Source organism: Streptococcus sp. FSL W7-1342 (assembly GCF_037966635.1).
GTDB lineage: Bacteria > Bacillota > Bacilli > Lactobacillales > Streptococcaceae > Streptococcus > Streptococcus salivarius_D.
The window spans coordinates 1,906,257-1,921,339 of sequence record NZ_CP150200.1 but is presented as its reverse complement, the minus strand read 5'-3'; the positions used below and the strand labels follow the sequence as shown (position 1 = coordinate 1,921,339).

General features: G+C 40.3%; 14 protein-coding genes. 12 read left to right on the top strand and 2 right to left on the bottom strand.

The features are described 5' to 3' along the window. The first annotated feature begins 50 nt into the window (after positions 1–50). From NSQ79_RS08885 to NSQ79_RS08845, 9 genes are all read left to right on the top strand, one after another. Positions 51–1,079, top strand: a complete 1,029-nt coding sequence (locus NSQ79_RS08885; RefSeq protein WP_049527464.1) for a 3-deoxy-7-phosphoheptulonate synthase — start codon at positions 51–53, stop codon at positions 1,077–1,079. 5 nt (positions 1,080–1,084) lie between these two features. Next, the gene (acpS, locus tag NSQ79_RS08880; RefSeq protein ID WP_014632616.1) at positions 1,085–1,438 is read left to right on the top strand and encodes a holo-ACP synthase; all 354 of its coding nucleotides are present in this window, start codon (positions 1,085–1,087) and stop codon (positions 1,436–1,438) included. A gap of 27 nt (positions 1,439–1,465) precedes the next feature. Beyond that, positions 1,466–2,569, top strand: coding sequence for an alanine racemase (alr, locus tag NSQ79_RS08875; protein ID WP_049527467.1), 1,104 nt, complete (start codon positions 1,466–1,468; stop codon positions 2,567–2,569). A 118-nt stretch (positions 2,570–2,687) separates the two neighbouring features. Further along, complete coding sequence (recG, locus tag NSQ79_RS08870; protein WP_260319146.1) at positions 2,688–4,718, top strand: ATP-dependent DNA helicase RecG; 2,031 nt, start codon at positions 2,688–2,690, stop codon at positions 4,716–4,718. A 1,084-nt stretch (positions 4,719–5,802) separates the two neighbouring features. Then, positions 5,803–6,690: an ABC transporter ATP-binding protein gene (locus NSQ79_RS08865; RefSeq protein WP_014632621.1), complete on the top strand. Its 888-nt coding sequence runs from the start codon at positions 5,803–5,805 to the stop codon at positions 6,688–6,690. A 2-nt stretch (positions 6,691–6,692) separates the two neighbouring features. Next, positions 6,693–7,451: an ABC transporter permease gene (locus NSQ79_RS08860; protein ID WP_014632622.1), complete on the top strand. Its 759-nt coding sequence runs from the start codon at positions 6,693–6,695 to the stop codon at positions 7,449–7,451. Between the two features lie 243 nt (positions 7,452–7,694). Then, the gene (locus NSQ79_RS08855) at positions 7,695–8,132 is read left to right on the top strand and encodes a hypothetical protein (RefSeq protein ID WP_004183441.1); all 438 of its coding nucleotides are present in this window, start codon (positions 7,695–7,697) and stop codon (positions 8,130–8,132) included. 193 nt (positions 8,133–8,325) lie between these two features. Continuing rightward, the gene (locus NSQ79_RS08850) at positions 8,326–8,934 is read left to right on the top strand and encodes a DUF2975 domain-containing protein (RefSeq protein ID WP_004183440.1); all 609 of its coding nucleotides are present in this window, start codon (positions 8,326–8,328) and stop codon (positions 8,932–8,934) included. Between the two features lie 9 nt (positions 8,935–8,943). Continuing rightward, positions 8,944–9,156 carry a helix-turn-helix transcriptional regulator gene (locus NSQ79_RS08845; RefSeq protein WP_002884695.1) on the top strand — a complete coding sequence of 71 codons (213 nt, stop codon included), beginning with the start codon at positions 8,944–8,946 and terminating at the stop codon, positions 9,154–9,156. Positions 9,157–9,207: 51 nt separating this feature from the next. Here NSQ79_RS08845 and NSQ79_RS08840 read toward each other — a convergent pair whose 3' ends face one another. Continuing rightward, positions 9,208–9,351: a hypothetical protein gene (locus NSQ79_RS08840; RefSeq protein ID WP_004183437.1), complete on the bottom strand. Its 144-nt coding sequence runs from the start codon at positions 9,349–9,351 to the stop codon at positions 9,208–9,210. 3 nt (positions 9,352–9,354) lie between these two features. Next, positions 9,355–10,323: an asparaginase gene (locus NSQ79_RS08835; RefSeq protein WP_004183436.1), complete on the bottom strand. Its 969-nt coding sequence runs from the start codon at positions 10,321–10,323 to the stop codon at positions 9,355–9,357. A 71-nt stretch (positions 10,324–10,394) separates the two neighbouring features. On the opposite strand from NSQ79_RS08835, the gene NSQ79_RS08830 reads away from it, so the two are divergent. From NSQ79_RS08830 to NSQ79_RS08820, 3 genes are all read left to right on the top strand, one after another. Further along, positions 10,395–11,780 carry a Cof-type HAD-IIB family hydrolase gene (locus NSQ79_RS08830; RefSeq protein WP_004183434.1) on the top strand — a complete coding sequence of 462 codons (1,386 nt, stop codon included), beginning with the start codon at positions 10,395–10,397 and terminating at the stop codon, positions 11,778–11,780. Between the two features lie 117 nt (positions 11,781–11,897). Further along, positions 11,898–13,106, top strand: coding sequence for a DUF6574 domain-containing protein (locus NSQ79_RS08825; RefSeq protein WP_004183432.1), 1,209 nt, complete (start codon positions 11,898–11,900; stop codon positions 13,104–13,106). Between the two features lie 51 nt (positions 13,107–13,157). Continuing rightward, on the top strand, positions 13,158–14,885 hold the full coding sequence (locus NSQ79_RS08820) for a hypothetical protein (RefSeq protein WP_164332231.1): 1,728 nt from the start codon (positions 13,158–13,160) through the stop codon (positions 14,883–14,885). Positions 14,886–15,083 lie beyond the last annotated feature (198 nt).

Below are 15,083 nucleotides of genomic sequence, written 5' to 3'. Positions count from 1 at the left end.
GTTTGGATGACCAAGCGGTTCGCTCTCTTTTCACAAAGAGAGGGAAAAAGATGGGAATTCATCAAAATAGTCCGCTGATTGATGTAGCGGAAGTAAGGAAATTGCATGCTCTTACGGGAGACGCACTAGTAACTAAACAGGCTAATGATGAGGCTTTGGCAAAAATTATCAAGGGTGAGGACAAACGTATTCTCTTGGTTATTGGCCCATGTTCATCTGATAATGAAGAAGCCGTTCTTGACTATGCTCACCGTTTGGCCAAACTTCAGGAAGAAGTGAAAGATAAAATCTTTATTGTTATGCGTGTTTATACAGCTAAACCTCGTACTAATGGGGATGGTTATAAGGGGCTTATCCACCAACCAGATGCAGAGGGTGATGTAGACCTTCTTGCTGGGGTTAAGGCGGTTCGCCACCTTCAGTCACGTATTATTACTGAAACAGGCCTTCCAATCGCTGACGAGATGCTTTATCCGTCAAATCTTTCCTTCTTTGATGACCTACTTAGCTACCACGCTGTTGGAGCACGTTCGGTTGAGGACCAAGAACACCGCTTTGTAGCTTCAGGTATTGATGTGCCAATTGGTTTGAAGAATCCAACGTCAGGAAATTTGAATGTCATGTTTAATGGTATCTATGCTGCGCAGAACCAACAGCATTTCCTATACAATGGCGCTGAAGTTAAAACAGATGGTAACCCACTCGCTCACGCTATCTTGCGTGGTGCCAACAATGAAAATGGTCAGAGCATTGTCAACTACCACTATGAGGACTTGGTTAAGGCTTTGGACAAATACAGTGCCCTTGGTTTAAAAAATCCATTTATCCTTGTTGATACTAACCACGATAACTCTGGTAAAAACTTCATGGAGCAAGTTCGTATTGTACGTGAAGTCCTTCTTAACCGTGAGTGGGATGAGCGTATCGCGGATGCCGTGCGTGGCTTTATGATTGAGTCTTACCTTGAGGATGGTCGTCAAGACACACCTGAAGTTTACGGTAAATCAATCACAGATCCATGTCTTGGTTGGGATAAGACAGATAGCCTTATTCGTGAAATCCACAATCGACTTTCGTAACAATTATGATTTTTGGACATGGTATAGACTTGCAGGAAATTTCAGCAGTTAAAAAGGCTTATGACCGCAATCCACGCTTTGCAAAAAAGGTATTGACACCAAAAGAGTGGGAGCGTTTTGAATCCCTTTCTGGCAATCGTCAGATGTCCTATTTAGCAGGTCGCTGGGCTGGTAAGGAAGCATTTTCAAAGGCCTGGGGTACAGGTATTGGAGCAGTCGGCTTTAAGGATATTGAAATTTTGACCAATGACAAGGGAGCTCCAGTGGTGACCCAGTCGCCTTTTGAAGGCAATGTCTTTATCTCGATTTCCCATAGCGGTGATTTTGTTCAGGCAAGTGTCATTTTAGAAAAAAACTAAGAGATAGATGTTGGAAGAGGATAGCTTATGATCTCAAGTTTACATCGACCAACCTTGGCAAAGGTTGATCTATCAGCAATTTCAGAAAATATTGAACAAGTGGTTAGTCACATCCCTAAACAGGTAAAGACTTTTGCAGTTGTTAAGGCCAATGCTTATGGTCATGGCACTGTCGAAGTGGCCAAGCATGTATCTAAGCAGGTGGATGGTTTTTGTGTTTCCAACCTAGACGAGGCGCTTGAACTTCGTCAAGCTGGCTTGGAGCAACCGATACTCATTTTAGGAGTCGTCTTGCCAGACGAGGTTCCTTTGGCTATTCAAGAAAACATCACTCTGACGGTAGCTTCGCTTGAGTGGTTGAAAATGGCTAAGGATCAAGGGCTTGATTTGACTGGTTTGACCTGTCATATTAAGATTGATTCAGGCATGGGACGCATTGGGGTGCGTAGCCAAGGAGATGCAGATAGTTTGATTGCTGGTCTGAAGGCACTTGGTGCGGATGTCGAAGGTATTTTTACCCATTTTGCAACAGCTGATGAAGCAGATGATAGTAAATTCAAGCGTCAATTGGCCTTCTTCACGGATTTGGTTAATAACTTGGTGGACCGCCCTCGCTTGGTACATGCTAGCAACTCTGCGACAAGTATCTGGCATGCAGAAACAGTCTTTAATGCGGTACGTCTGGGTGTCGTCATCTATGGTCTCAATCCTAGTGGCAGTGTTTTAGACCTTCCATATAACATTCGTCCTGCTTTAAGTTTGGAGACAGCACTTGTTCATGTTAAGACTCTGCCAGCAGGTCAAGATGTGGGTTATGGTGCAACGTATACGACGACAGCTGATGAGGTTATTGGAACCATTCCGATTGGCTATGCGGATGGTTGGACCAGAGATTTACAAGGTTTCCACGTTATTGTGGATGGACAGCTTTGTCCAATTGTTGGGCGTGTGTCTATGGACCAGATCACTGTTCGCCTTCCTAAGGTTTATCCCCTAGGAACTCCTGTCACTCTTATGGGTGAAAATGGGGGAGCAAGTATCACTGCGACAGAGGTGGCTGAAAAACGCGGCACTATCAACTATGAGGTCCTTTGTTTGCTTAGTGATCGTGTACCTCGTAGCTATGACTAATATAAATAAAGAGAAATCCAGTTTGATACTGGATTTTTTGATTTTAGTGAAGTCCATTTTCATGTGTTATAATAGCTGATAAGGCTTCCTCTTTCACGAGGAGAAGAACACGATAGAAATGATAGAGGATATGATTCAACTAGATTCACCGATTGCGGATTTGAAAGGCTTTGGTCCTAAGTCCGCTGAAAAATTTACCAAATTAGATTTGCACACGGTTGGGGACCTCTTGCTTTATTTTCCTTTCCGATATGAAGATTTTAAGAGTAAGTCTATCTTTGAACTGATGGATGGCGAAAAGGCTGTTATTACGGGAACGGTGGTGACCCCTGCCAATGTGCAATATTATGGCTTTAAACGTAATCGTCTGAGTTTTAAAATCAAGCAAGGAGAGGCAGTGATTGCCATTAGTTTCTTCAACCAGCCTTATCTTGTGGACAAGATTGAGATGGGGGCAGAAGTGGCTATTTTTGGCAAATGGGACCAGAAGAAGTCGGCTGTGACTGGTATGAAAGTATTGGCTCAAGTTGAGGACGATATGCAGCCGGTCTATCATGTGGCCCAGGGTGTTAGTCAGGCCCAGCTGATAAAGGCAATAAAGGCAGCTTTTGATAGTGGGGCTCTTAATTTGTTGGAGGAGAGTCTCCCACAGGTGCTTATGGACAAGTATCGTCTTATGGGACGCCAAGAGGCTGTGCGTGCTATGCATTTTCCGAAAGATTTGGCTGAATATAAGCAGGCTTTACGTAGGACCAAGTTTGAGGAGCTCTTTTATTTCCAGATGAATTTACAGGTGCTGAAGGCTGAGAATAAGTCCGAAACCAATGGTCTAGCAATTGCTTACGATGAAGCCAAAATTAAGGCCAAAATTGCAGAATTACCATTTCCCTTGACAGAGGCCCAACAGCGCAGTTTATCGGAAATCCTAGCTGATATGAAATCTGGAGCTCATATGAACCGTCTTTTGCAAGGAGATGTGGGTTCAGGGAAAACAGTTATCGCTAGCCTGGCTATGTATGGGGCTTATACGGCAGGATTGCAGTCTGCCCTCATGGTACCGACGGAAATCTTAGCAGAGCAGCATTATCAGAGTTTGCAGGGGCTTTTTCCTGAGCTAGAGGTAGTGCTCCTAACTTCTGGGATGAAGGCGGCGGACAAAAAAGTAGCTCTTTCCAAAATCGAATCTGGGGAGGCTCAGATGATCGTGGGGACTCACTCACTGATTCAGGATGCTGTGACTTATCACAGGCTTGGGCTAGTAATTACTGATGAACAGCACCGTTTTGGGGTTAATCAACGTCGTATTTTCCGTGAGAAAGGTGATAATCCTGATGTCCTTATGATGACAGCGACCCCTATTCCTAGGACCTTGGCGATCACTGCCTTTGGGGAGATGGATGTGTCAATCATTGACCAGATGCCAGCAGGACGTAAGCCCATTATTACCCGTTGGGTTAAACATGAGCAACTAGATACCGTACTGACTTGGATCAAGGGAGAGTTGGAAAAAGATGCTCAGGTCTATTTTATTTCACCTTTGATTGAAGAGTCTGAGGCTCTCGATTTGAAAAATGCGGTGGCCCTTCATCAGGAACTCACAGATTTCTTTGGGGATTCAGCTACAGTGGCTCTGATGCACGGTCGCATGAAAAATGATGAAAAAGACCAGATTATGCAAGATTTCAAGGATAAAAAATCTCAAATTTTAGTATCAACCACAGTTATCGAAGTGGGGGTTAACGTGCCAAATGCTACGGTTATGGTCATTATGGATGCGGATCGTTTTGGACTTAGCCAGCTTCACCAGCTTCGAGGCCGTGTAGGTCGTGGCGACAAGCAATCTTACTGTGTATTGGTGGCTAATCCTAAAAATGATACCGGGAAAAAACGCATGCAAGCCATGTGTGAGACTACGGATGGTTTTGTTCTAGCAGAAGAGGACCTTAAAATGCGTGGTTCAGGAGAGATCTTTGGGACACGTCAGTCAGGAATTCCTGAATTTCAAGTGGCTGATATTGTGGAAGACTACAATATCTTAGAAGAAGCAAGGCGCGTGGCCAGCCAAATTGTGTCTGACCCTAACTGGCGCGAGAATCCTGATTGGCAGGTGCTTGGAGCTCATTTGAGAAGGCAAGCTGAGTTTGACTGAGGAGGAAACCCATGAAAAAGAAGCGGTTAAAACTCGATTTTTTTGCTATCTTTCATCCCTTCTTTCTTCTACTGATAGGTCTTATATTTTATTTTGCAGGTTTTATCTTATTTTATCCATGATATAAACACAAGCACTCTCAGTGAACTCACTGAGAGTTTTAAGTTTCCTTCAAGCTTATTACAAGCTTTCTTTAAGTTAGAGATCCTATAATAAAACCATCAAAACGAGATAGGTTTTGATAATAAAACGTTTTGGCTAGGCCAAACCATTCCTAAAAAGGAGGAAACAACAATGACAGTAAAAATTAAAGTAACATACAACCCAAATTTCCAAAAGCATCCTCAAGACTTTAAGGTTTATCAAAACTAATATTGATGCCAGGAAGAGGCTAAATTTACCCATATTCTACAACTTTCATCCCTCATTTTCCAAAATCCCTTTTTCCTTTTTTTCATAACGTAGAACCCCTCTTCTTAAAATCATAACAAGTCTAGACGGAAGTATGACCAGTCTAGGTGATTAACATAAGTAAGGTAACCAGTTAAGATTTTCTTAGCTGGTTTTTCTATTTTTTTGAATCTTAGATAAAAAATATCGAAAAACGATAAAAGTTGTTGACAAGGAGAAATAAAGAGTGTAATATATAATTATCGATAAACGATAATAAGTTTTCGATAAAGACAATCTTATTCGCGAAAAAGAGAAATGATAGTGTAAAATAAGTTGTGTAAACACAAAAAGGAATAAATCCGTTATAGTAGAGTTGCAACACATTACTAGAAAGAGATTTATTCCTATGACTCAGTTTAGCACAGAACTGCTTAACTTCCTAGCCCAAAAGCAAGATATTGATGAATTTTTCCAGCAATCTCTTTAATTGCTTACATTATTATAGGGCTATTTTTAAAAGGTTCTAGTGTCTGGACTAGTTTTATTCAAAAAAATACAATAACAAGTGGAGAAATGTATATCAAGATAAATAATAGTTTAATTGAGCCTTCTCAAATTGTATTTGTAGCCTTACTTTATTTCTTGGTAGAGTATATTAGTATAAAAGTTATGGAACGTATGGTGAAGAAAAATGGCAATAATTGAAGTTAAAGGGTTAGGAAAAAAATATAAGGGTAATGCTTTTTATTCTTTAGAAAATGCTACTTTTACGATTGAAGAGGGAGATATTATAGGTTTAGTAGGTAAAAATGGTTCAGGGAAGAGTACTTTGCTCAAAATATTAGCAAAATCTCAAAATCCTACAGAAGGGAATGTTTTTTTTAATGGTAGGGACATTTTTAAAGAAGATAATATTCTTAAAGATTTTGGAATCATGATAGAACCTGTATTCTTTCCACAAATTAGTGTTGAAGAAAACTTAAAGTTATATCTTAAAATTCATAAGAAAGAACAGTATCAAGATAATATCGAAAAAATACTGAAATTAGTCGGACTTTGGGAAGCTAAAGATAGAAAACCTATAGATTTTTCTTTTGGTATGAAACAAAGAACTGCTTTAGCATTGGCTCTTGTTACGGAACCTCAATTTGTGTTGTTAGATGAGCCTTTTGTGGGTTTAGATCCTATCGGTGTTAAAAATTTATTGGAAATTTTAAAACAATGGTCAAAAGTTAATAAAACATCAATGATAATATCTAGTCATCAGTTAGCAGAATTAGAAGACTTGTGTACACGTTATCTTTTCATTGAATCAGGGATAATTGATGATAAAATCAGTACGGAGCAAAATAGTATTATAATAGAGCTGAATGAGATTTTCAGAGATGAAGATAATCATTTGATAGAGAATCTTGTGAAAAAATATAGCTTAAAGTATAGTGAAAATAATATTGAAATTGATAATTCTGTAAATAATGAAGCATTAAATAGTATCTTGGAACAACTTGCAGTTGCTAAGCTAATTAATAATGTTTTATCTAAAAAGGATAGTTTAGAAAGATTATTTGTGGAGGAATAGGAATGAATTACTTAACATTACCTTTTTTTAAAGCATTGTTGAAGAAAAAAGAATCAAAAATTGCGTTAGCTTTTAGCTTTTTCCCAATGCTATTAATTGTTGTAGGATTATTTAATACCAATTTTATGCAATTGAGCGCCCCAGTAGGGTCACTAAGCTTTTTAGAGTTTTTTAGTGCAGTTTTATTTACTCAGTACCAAATGACCTTGCCATTAGTAGTTTTTATTTATATTGTAAGTACGATTTTTAGGGATGAAATTACAAGTGGTATTATGTATCTTTACAAAGATATTAGTAGAAAAGTTATTTTAAATGCAAAGTTAGGAGCGATTTTATTGTTTCAAATATTGTATATAGTAATAACTTTCTTTTCATCATTGTTTACTTATTATGTTTATTTGGTTCATAAACCATATACATCAGGTAGGTTTTGGCCTTCCAAAATTGATGATGTACAGTATACGGTAATTAGTATTTTAGGGACTATTTTGGTGTTTTTGTTGTGTTTATTAGTTGCCAGTCTGGCATCAATTATCTTGACAAATGGATTCACTATGCTTGTAGGAATTATTTTTGCACTTTTTTCTTTTATAGCTCCACAACTTGCTTCGCTAAAATATGTGTTTCCGAACGGTTATGTTAATGTGTTAGGTCATATGTCTTTTAATAGTAGTATATTACTTATTATGTTATTATTTGTAGTCTACTATGCAATTTTGTATATTGCTTCTTTATATTTTTACAGTAGACTTGAGTATTAGTGGGTTGAGGTACTATTATGGAGAGTAAAAAAAGTTCTTCAGTATTATCTCAAATTAGACGCTTTCTTATACCTGAGTACTTTTTATTTATAGTAGGATTAATTCTAAGTATTATCGGTGCCTTATCTACACTTGCTTTGCCTTTAATTATGGGCAGTTTAGCAGATCGTGATAGAATGAACTTTATTGACAGTATCAGAGAAATTATATACTAAAAACTATTTAACAAAGGAAATACTTATCATGAAAACACTTAAATTAATCATCAACGCTCTTCTTATTCTTCTTATGGCAATCTACGGTCTTGCAATGCTTGCTTTACCTATCCTTCCTTTTGTGGATGTGGCTAGCCTTTTCCCAGGTGCAGAGGTTCATTACCTTTCTGGTTGGGGTTACTGGCTGGTCGCAGAGCTACAATTTGCCTTCTATCTTGCCTTGATTTGGTTCCTTCGTAAAGAACTTAAATCCTTTACTTGGAAGGCACTTTGGACAGAAGATTTCTCTCTTTTCTTGAAAAAGGTTGCCCTCTTAACCTTTGTGCCATCAGCCTTGAATATCTTCCTGCAGTTGGGAATGACTAATCACCTTGTAATGGATTTTAGTACATCAGTCTGGCTCTTCTTGGTCTCTCTAGCTTGTGATGCGATTCGTCTTCGTAAGGGACAAACAGCGGTCAAATAATTGAATAATTCTTATTTGAAAAGTAGTAAAATCTTATCTAAAAACTAGTATTTTATATTGATATTCGATATAATTGATACTGTTAATAGTTAGCTAATGATTTAGAACGAGGTCAAGGGCTCCTAGAGGCACCTTGGCTTTTTCTAGTCTATTCTCCAAAAAAATCAAAATGTATTTACAATTGAGGTAACACATGAAAACTATCTTATTCTATGTTTTAATCGTCCTAGCCTTAGCTGGTTCTAGTTATTATGGTTGGAGATCTGCCAAAAGTGCCAAAAGTCGCCAGGAAACGCAAGAACAAAAACGTCTGCGTAGTGTTCTCCTATTCGTCAATGTTCTCCTTTTTGTGGGCTTTTTAAGTCTTGTAATCACCATTCTTACTGATGCCTTTATCCTGACTGGTCATGAAGGACTCTTACACCAAGGTTTGCGTATGCTTCTTGGTTCGGGAGTTACCGTGAAAAGTACTAGCACTAGTCTGACGCTTTTTACAGCAACCATTGATTTCCTTCGTATGTCAGTCAACATAGGCTTCTTGTTGTGTCTACGTGCCTTTCTGATTAATCTTTATCGTTCTGATATTTTTATCGCTAAAAATGCTAAGTTGGTTCGTTGGTCAGCACATTTGCTAGTTCTTGGGGCCTTTATCCATAATGGTATCTTTACATTTGGGACAGGCAACCATAGTTATAGTTTCTTTAATATCAGTTATTTGCTAGTTAGCTTTGTTCTCTATGCTGTTGCTATGATTTTGACTAAGGCTAATGCCATTGCTGAGGAAAATGAGTACACGATTTAGGAGGGGCTTATGATTATTGTCAATTTGGACGTTGAACTTGCCAAGAAGAAGATGCGCTCGGGTGAGCTGGCAGAACGTATTGGTATTACCCCAGCCAATCTCTCGGTTCTTAAGACAGGCAAGGCCAAGGCAATCCGTTTTACAACTCTGGATGCTATTTGTAAGGAGTTAGATTGCCAACCAGGAGATATTCTTGAATATAGACCTGACGAAGAAAACTAAAAAGCCTGAAGCAGTTCAGTCACTTCTCTAGTGACCATGCTTCAAGCTTTTTTATTTTTTCTTCAACCATGCGACCAGGGCTACACTGGCTAGCACGGTACCACAGACTATGGCGATATATGTTTTTGAGACTGTCAGCTCATAGTGGAAATCTTTATTTTTCAATTTATCGGTTGCTTCAATACTAAGTTTCATGTCTTATCCCTCGATATAGTTTTTCAATTCTTGGCCTTTGAGTCCTGCACTAAGTGCGATGAGGAGTTTGAGGCGAGCCTTTGGTGCGTTGAGTTCTTTAACAAACATAACGCCAGCTTCTTGGAGTTTGACCCCGCCTCCTTCATAGGCGTAGACAGGTTCGGCGATACCGTTGAAGCAGCGGGAAACGAGCACAACAGGAACACCTTTTTCCATCAGTTTTGTGATTTCTCTTGCGGCTAATGGTGGGAGGTTTCCAGCACCTAGTGCCTCGATAACTACACCGTCAATCTTCTCAGGGTCTAGGAGACTGATGATTCCATCTCCGATACCCATCCCAGCATAGGCCTTGATGATTGGGACTGTTCCTGTGATTTGTTCCAAATTAAAGCGAACCCGAGGCTCAGCAGTTTTGAACCAGAGGATGTCATGCTTCATGATGATTCCTAGTGGACCATGAGTTGGTGTGTGGAAGGTTGCCACGTTTGTGGTATGGGTCTTAGTCACATACTTGGCTGCATGGATTTCATCATTCATCACGACCAGGATTCCTTTGTCAGCGGCCTTGTCGTCGCTAGCAACACGTAGGGCTGAGAGATAGTTATAGACTCCGTCGCTTCCTAGTTCGTTTGACGAACGCATGGCACCGGTTAGGACGATTGGAATCTCAGGGACGGCCATGGTGTCTAGGAAGTAGGCTGTCTCTTCCAGAGTATCTGTTCCGTGGGTGATGACCACACCATCATATTGCCCAGCTGTTTCCTTGATTTTTTTGTAAATATCCAGCATGTGGTAGGGTGTGATATGGGGGCTAGGGATATTAAGAAAATCGAGAACGGTTAGTTCTAAATTGTCTAAATCAAGCCCCACATGGTTCATGGGATTATCAGCGTTTTGACTGACCTTGCCATCATTATCCGCTGACATGGAAATTGTTCCTCCAGTGTGAAGGACTAGGATTTTTTTTTTCATTTATATTACTCACCATTATATTATATGTTATAATTTATTTTAGCATAATATGTTAGAAGGAGGGGAGTTCTGTGGCCATTAAAGCAGTCTTTTTTGATATTGATGGGACTTTTCTAAATGACCGAAAACGTGTGTCAAGTTCAACCCAAAAAGCTATCAGTCAAATGAAGGAAGATGGTATCTTGGTTGGTTTGGCAACAGGTCGTGGTCCAGGATTTGTTCAGCCTTTCATGGACAATCTGGGTCTGGATTTTGCAGTCACTTATAATGGTCAATATATTTTGACTCATGACAAGGTCCTGTATCAAAATCAGCTCCCTAAATCAACAGTCTACAACTTGATTCGCTATGCCACCAAGCACCGTAGAGAGATTTCTCTAGGGACTAGCACAGGTCTTGTTGGTTCCAATATTATTAGTATGGGAACGAGTAAGTTTGGACAAATCGTCAGCCGTATTGTCCCTAAGTCCTGGGCTAAGCTGGTGGAACGTAGTTTCAAGTCTTTGATTCGTCGTTTCAAGCCACAAAGTATTGAGACTCTTAAGACTATCATGCGTGAGCCTATTTATCAGGTGGTTATGGTAGCGACGGTGGGGGAAACAGAAGATATTGAAGAAAAGTTTCCTCATGTGAAGATTACCCGTTCAAGCCCTTATTCAGCCGATATTATTTCAGCGGACCAATCTAAGTTGAAAGGTATCGCTCATCTAGGTGAGGTTTTTGGTTTCGAACTCAGTGAGGTTATGGCCTTCGGAGATTCGGAAAATGACCTAGAAATGCTGTCTGGTGTCGGCATTGGTGTTGCCATGGGTAATGGTGAAGACGAACTGAAAGACCAGGCTACCCATGTCACTGATACTAATAACCAGAATGGGATTGCCAAAGCCTTGTCACACTACGGTTTGATTCATTTTGAGACAGAAAATTCATTTACCAGTGATGATGACAACTTCAACAAGGTTAAGGATTTCCACCATTTGATGGATGGCTCAACTAACGACATGCCTCGTGTTTACGGTATTGAGGAAGCTAGTCACCGTGCGGACTTCAAGTTGGAAGAAATCGTCGAATTTCTTTATGCTTCATCAGGTGGGGACAAGCGTGTCTTTGGTCAGGCTGTTCTGGATTTGCATGCTGCTCTTGATAAGGCGGCCCTCAAAGTTAGTTCTAAAGAGCACTCAGAGTCAACGATGGTTGGTCAGGTGGATGCTTTGACTGACTTGCTTTACTTGACCTATGGTTCATTTGTTCTTATGGGGGTGGATCCTAAACCTTTCTTTGATACGGTTCATGAGGCTAATATGGGGAAAATTTTCCCCGATGGCAAGGCTCACTTTGATCCCGTGACCCACAAAATTCTTAAACCAAGTGACTGGGAAGAGCGATTTGCACCAGAACCACACATTAAACGAGAGCTGGATCGTCAGATTCAAAAATCTCTACAAAGAAACAGATAAGAAGATATAAAGGTTTGGACAGCTTGCTCCGAACCTTTTTCTAATAAAAATGACATTTATTAATGGCTTTATTTGTGATAAAATGAAGTCATTCTATGTATTTTTAAGGAGATTGTTATGACTAAAGCAGATTGGTTAGATTTTTTTGAAGCCATCAATGGTCGTTCAGCGACTGAAGAAGAAATTGCAGCAGCACTTGCAGCTGGTGAGTTCCAAGATGATGCACCAGCAGTAGAAACTGCTCCAACACAAGAAGCACCAGCGCAACCACAACCGACTTTCGCGAGTGCCCAAGAAGCGCAACCACAACCGACTTTCGCGAGTGCCCAAGAAGCGCAACCACAGCCAACTTTCGCTGGTGCCCAAGAAGCGCAACCACAGCCGACTTTTGCGAGTGCACAAGACGCGCAATCGCAAGCTCCTTTTGCAAATGCTCAGGCAGCACAACCTCAATCAACCTTTGCGGGCGCTCAAACTGCTCCAGTACAAGGAGTACCAAATCAAGCGGCGCAACCACAAGCTGGTTTTGCCAATGCTCAAGCTGGTCAACAAGCAGCTTTTGCTAACGCTCAACCTCTTCAACCAGGTCAAAACGTTCAATTTATCAATGGCCAAGCCGTAGTTGTTCCAGCACAACCATCAGCATTTGCGACAACTTTCAAAAACTACTGGACATGGTTGCTTAATGCATGGCGTCGTCCAGCTGACATGACAGATTATGGGAAACACAATGGTTGGCTTAACTATATCTTCTTGTCACTCTTCACTGGACTTGCCTTCTTTGCAATCTTGAGCGCTGTGGCACGTAAATTTGTTAGCCCAGTTGTATCAACAACAAACGCATTGTCTAGTATGTTTGGTTCTTACGGAACAGATAGTTACTCATCTTCATTTTCAAGTCATACATCTAGCATTGGTTTTGGAGCTTTCTTTGCAAGTATCCTAGCTGCCTTCCTCTTTATCTTTGCCTTTATCTTGGCAGGATTTGTAACACGTAAGGCCATCTTCCGTGATCCTGAGACTACTTTCTTGAATAGCTTTGACCGTTTTGGTCGCTTGACATCATTGGCCTTGCCAATCTTGCTTGTAACAATCTTGTTGGGAGCTATTGGACTTGTTGCCTTCCCAGGATTCTTGTTCTATGTTGTTTACTTCTTATTTGCAATTGCTAATCTCTTTACAATTGTTCCTGTAACAACAGCGTGGAAGGCTGATAAATTCTATCAAATGATTTTGGCAGCACTTTTGAATGGTGTGATTTTGTCAATCTTGTTTGCAATCGTATTTGCTATCATGTCGTCATTTACAGTAGGTCTTCTATTCTAATCTAAGTAAACCTCTAGCATTTTTTGAAAAAGTAAGTTTATAGGAGTCTTTATGGCAACAAAAGAAAAGTGGATTGATTTATTTGAAAAGGCAGTTGGTCGTCCGCCCCATGCTTTGGAGATTGAAGAAGGCCAGAAAGCAGACTTTGACTTAAAGGCTATTAAAGGCATTGCGGCAATGGGCTTGGACAAAGAAGCCACTCCTTCTGAATCAACAGAAGAAGTTGATGAGTATGACGTTGCCGAGGAAGTGTTTGAAGATGTACCGCTGAGTGACGAAGAGGAAACGACTCCTTTAGAAACTGAGGAGCTTGCACCAGTATCTCAAGCTAATCAAGGTCAAGCTGAAGAAAATTCAGAGGCTGCTTCTAAAGAAGCACAAGCTATCTGGATGAAGGCTTTTAAAACCTATGTTGGACGTCAGCCTCTTCCTGAGGAATTCCTACTTGGTAAGTCTTCAGGTTATGATGTATCAACTATCCATCAGTTTATCTCAGATGGTAAGGCTGCGAAACCAGCCAAGCCAGCTATGGCTAAAGGGAAGAAAATCCTGATTATTGCTGGTGTTGTTGCAGCAGTCTTGGCACTTGCTGGTTACGGCTTTGGTTCTTACTACTACTCACGTGGCCAAGTAGCAGAGCGTTATGAAGCAGCAGCTAAGAAGAGCTTTAAAGATAGCTTGGAATACCAAGTATGGTCTGATACTAAAAAGGAAATTAAAACATCCGAAGTCAAGTACACAGACACTAAAAGTACACAAGCCTATAGCAAGAGCCAACTCATGTCTGGCGAACGTATGCAAAAGGTTGGACGTCAGTTCCTTATTTTTCCTAAGTGGAGAGTCGTGGTAGATCCTGGAACGGTTGATTTGACCGTTAATACAGCTGATTTGAATGTGACTATTAACGGGGTTTCTTACGCTACTACAGATGGTAATAACTACACGGCTAAATTGAATCATCTCTATCCAGGGACCTACAATTTTGTGGCTTCTGGTAAGGTTAATGATCAAGATATCACTGTCTCATCTGAGGAAAATGTGACCTCTAAAACAGAAGTCAATCTTTCTGTAGAGTATCTCAGCTTTACTGTTAAGTCTAATCTTAAGGATGGAGACCTCTACGTTGGTGGTACCAAGGTTGGAACCCTTAACTCAGGGAAACTAGATGTTAACAAGGTAGCAGTAGCTGGATCATCAGCCGTTTATGTCAAGAAGAATTTCGAAGATGGTAGCTCTATCAAGACAGAGACATTGTCTATTAAGAAAATCTCTGAAGGTCAAACGGTTACTCTAGATGCTGATGGTGTTCTTGATCGTGATACGGCAGATCGTCTCTTGACTGCTGCCTACGGTAAATTTGGCAGCTACGCTTCTAATCACAACACGACACCAGATGGTGTATCCGACATTTTTCTTAATGGTACTGATGATACCATGTACAAGGATGTAACGGCTGATATTGATAGAAACACTACGGGTGCTAAAAACCGTGCTACTGATAGTATTTCTTTCTCAGACGTTGACGTCACAGAAGTCGTTCAGACTGGTGAGAAGACCTTCAAGGTGACCTTCACAGCAGTTTATGATTTCTATTATGGTTATGATTCGAAATTCAAGTCATCAGGAGATATCAAGGATAAAATCTCTTGGTCATGTAATGTGGAATATGTTGGTGACGATAGTGACTCTAGCAGTAGTGGTTCTAACTACAGCGACTACCGTATCAATGGTAAGGCTGGTGAATCACAAAAAGTGAGTCGTGAAGATACTGTGAAATAACAGTTACTTTCTCAGTTAGTTAGCATTGAACAGATTACAAATAGGAGGCTAGACCTCCACACTAAAAATGAGAGCCTGGTAATTGCCAGGTTCTTTTGTTTGTCTGTTTTTACCTCTTAGGGGCTAAACCGTGCCACTTACCTAAAAGACCTTGTTTTGTGTAAATCAGTTGTTATAATGGAACCATCAAAAGGACAG

What these genes read in the sequence shown, in the direction of transcription:
- NSQ79_RS08820 (WP_164332231.1), top strand. Translation starts at nt 13,158, where the DNA reads ATGGCAACAAAAGAAAAGTGGATTGATTTATTTGAAAAGGCAGTTGGT.
- alr (WP_049527467.1), top strand. Translation starts at nt 1,466, where the DNA reads ATGATCTCAAGTTTACATCGACCAACCTTGGCAAAGGTTGATCTATCA.
- NSQ79_RS08845 (WP_002884695.1), top strand. Translation starts at nt 8,944, where the DNA reads ATGATTATTGTCAATTTGGACGTTGAACTTGCCAAGAAGAAGATGCGC.
- NSQ79_RS08850 (WP_004183440.1), top strand. Translation starts at nt 8,326, where the DNA reads ATGAAAACTATCTTATTCTATGTTTTAATCGTCCTAGCCTTAGCTGGT.
- NSQ79_RS08840 (WP_004183437.1), bottom strand. Translation starts at nt 9,351, where the DNA reads ATGAAACTTAGTATTGAAGCAACCGATAAATTGAAAAATAAAGATTTC.
- recG (WP_260319146.1), top strand. Translation starts at nt 2,688, where the DNA reads ATGATAGAGGATATGATTCAACTAGATTCACCGATTGCGGATTTGAAA.
- NSQ79_RS08835 (WP_004183436.1), bottom strand. Translation starts at nt 10,323, where the DNA reads ATGAAAAAAAAAATCCTAGTCCTTCACACTGGAGGAACAATTTCCATG.
- NSQ79_RS08825 (WP_004183432.1), top strand. Translation starts at nt 11,898, where the DNA reads ATGACTAAAGCAGATTGGTTAGATTTTTTTGAAGCCATCAATGGTCGT.
- acpS (WP_014632616.1), top strand. Translation starts at nt 1,085, where the DNA reads ATGATTTTTGGACATGGTATAGACTTGCAGGAAATTTCAGCAGTTAAA.
- NSQ79_RS08885 (WP_049527464.1), top strand. Translation starts at nt 51, where the DNA reads ATGGGAATTCATCAAAATAGTCCGCTGATTGATGTAGCGGAAGTAAGG.
- NSQ79_RS08860 (WP_014632622.1), top strand. Translation starts at nt 6,693, where the DNA reads ATGAATTACTTAACATTACCTTTTTTTAAAGCATTGTTGAAGAAAAAA.
- NSQ79_RS08865 (WP_014632621.1), top strand. Translation starts at nt 5,803, where the DNA reads ATGGCAATAATTGAAGTTAAAGGGTTAGGAAAAAAATATAAGGGTAAT.
- NSQ79_RS08855 (WP_004183441.1), top strand. Translation starts at nt 7,695, where the DNA reads ATGAAAACACTTAAATTAATCATCAACGCTCTTCTTATTCTTCTTATG.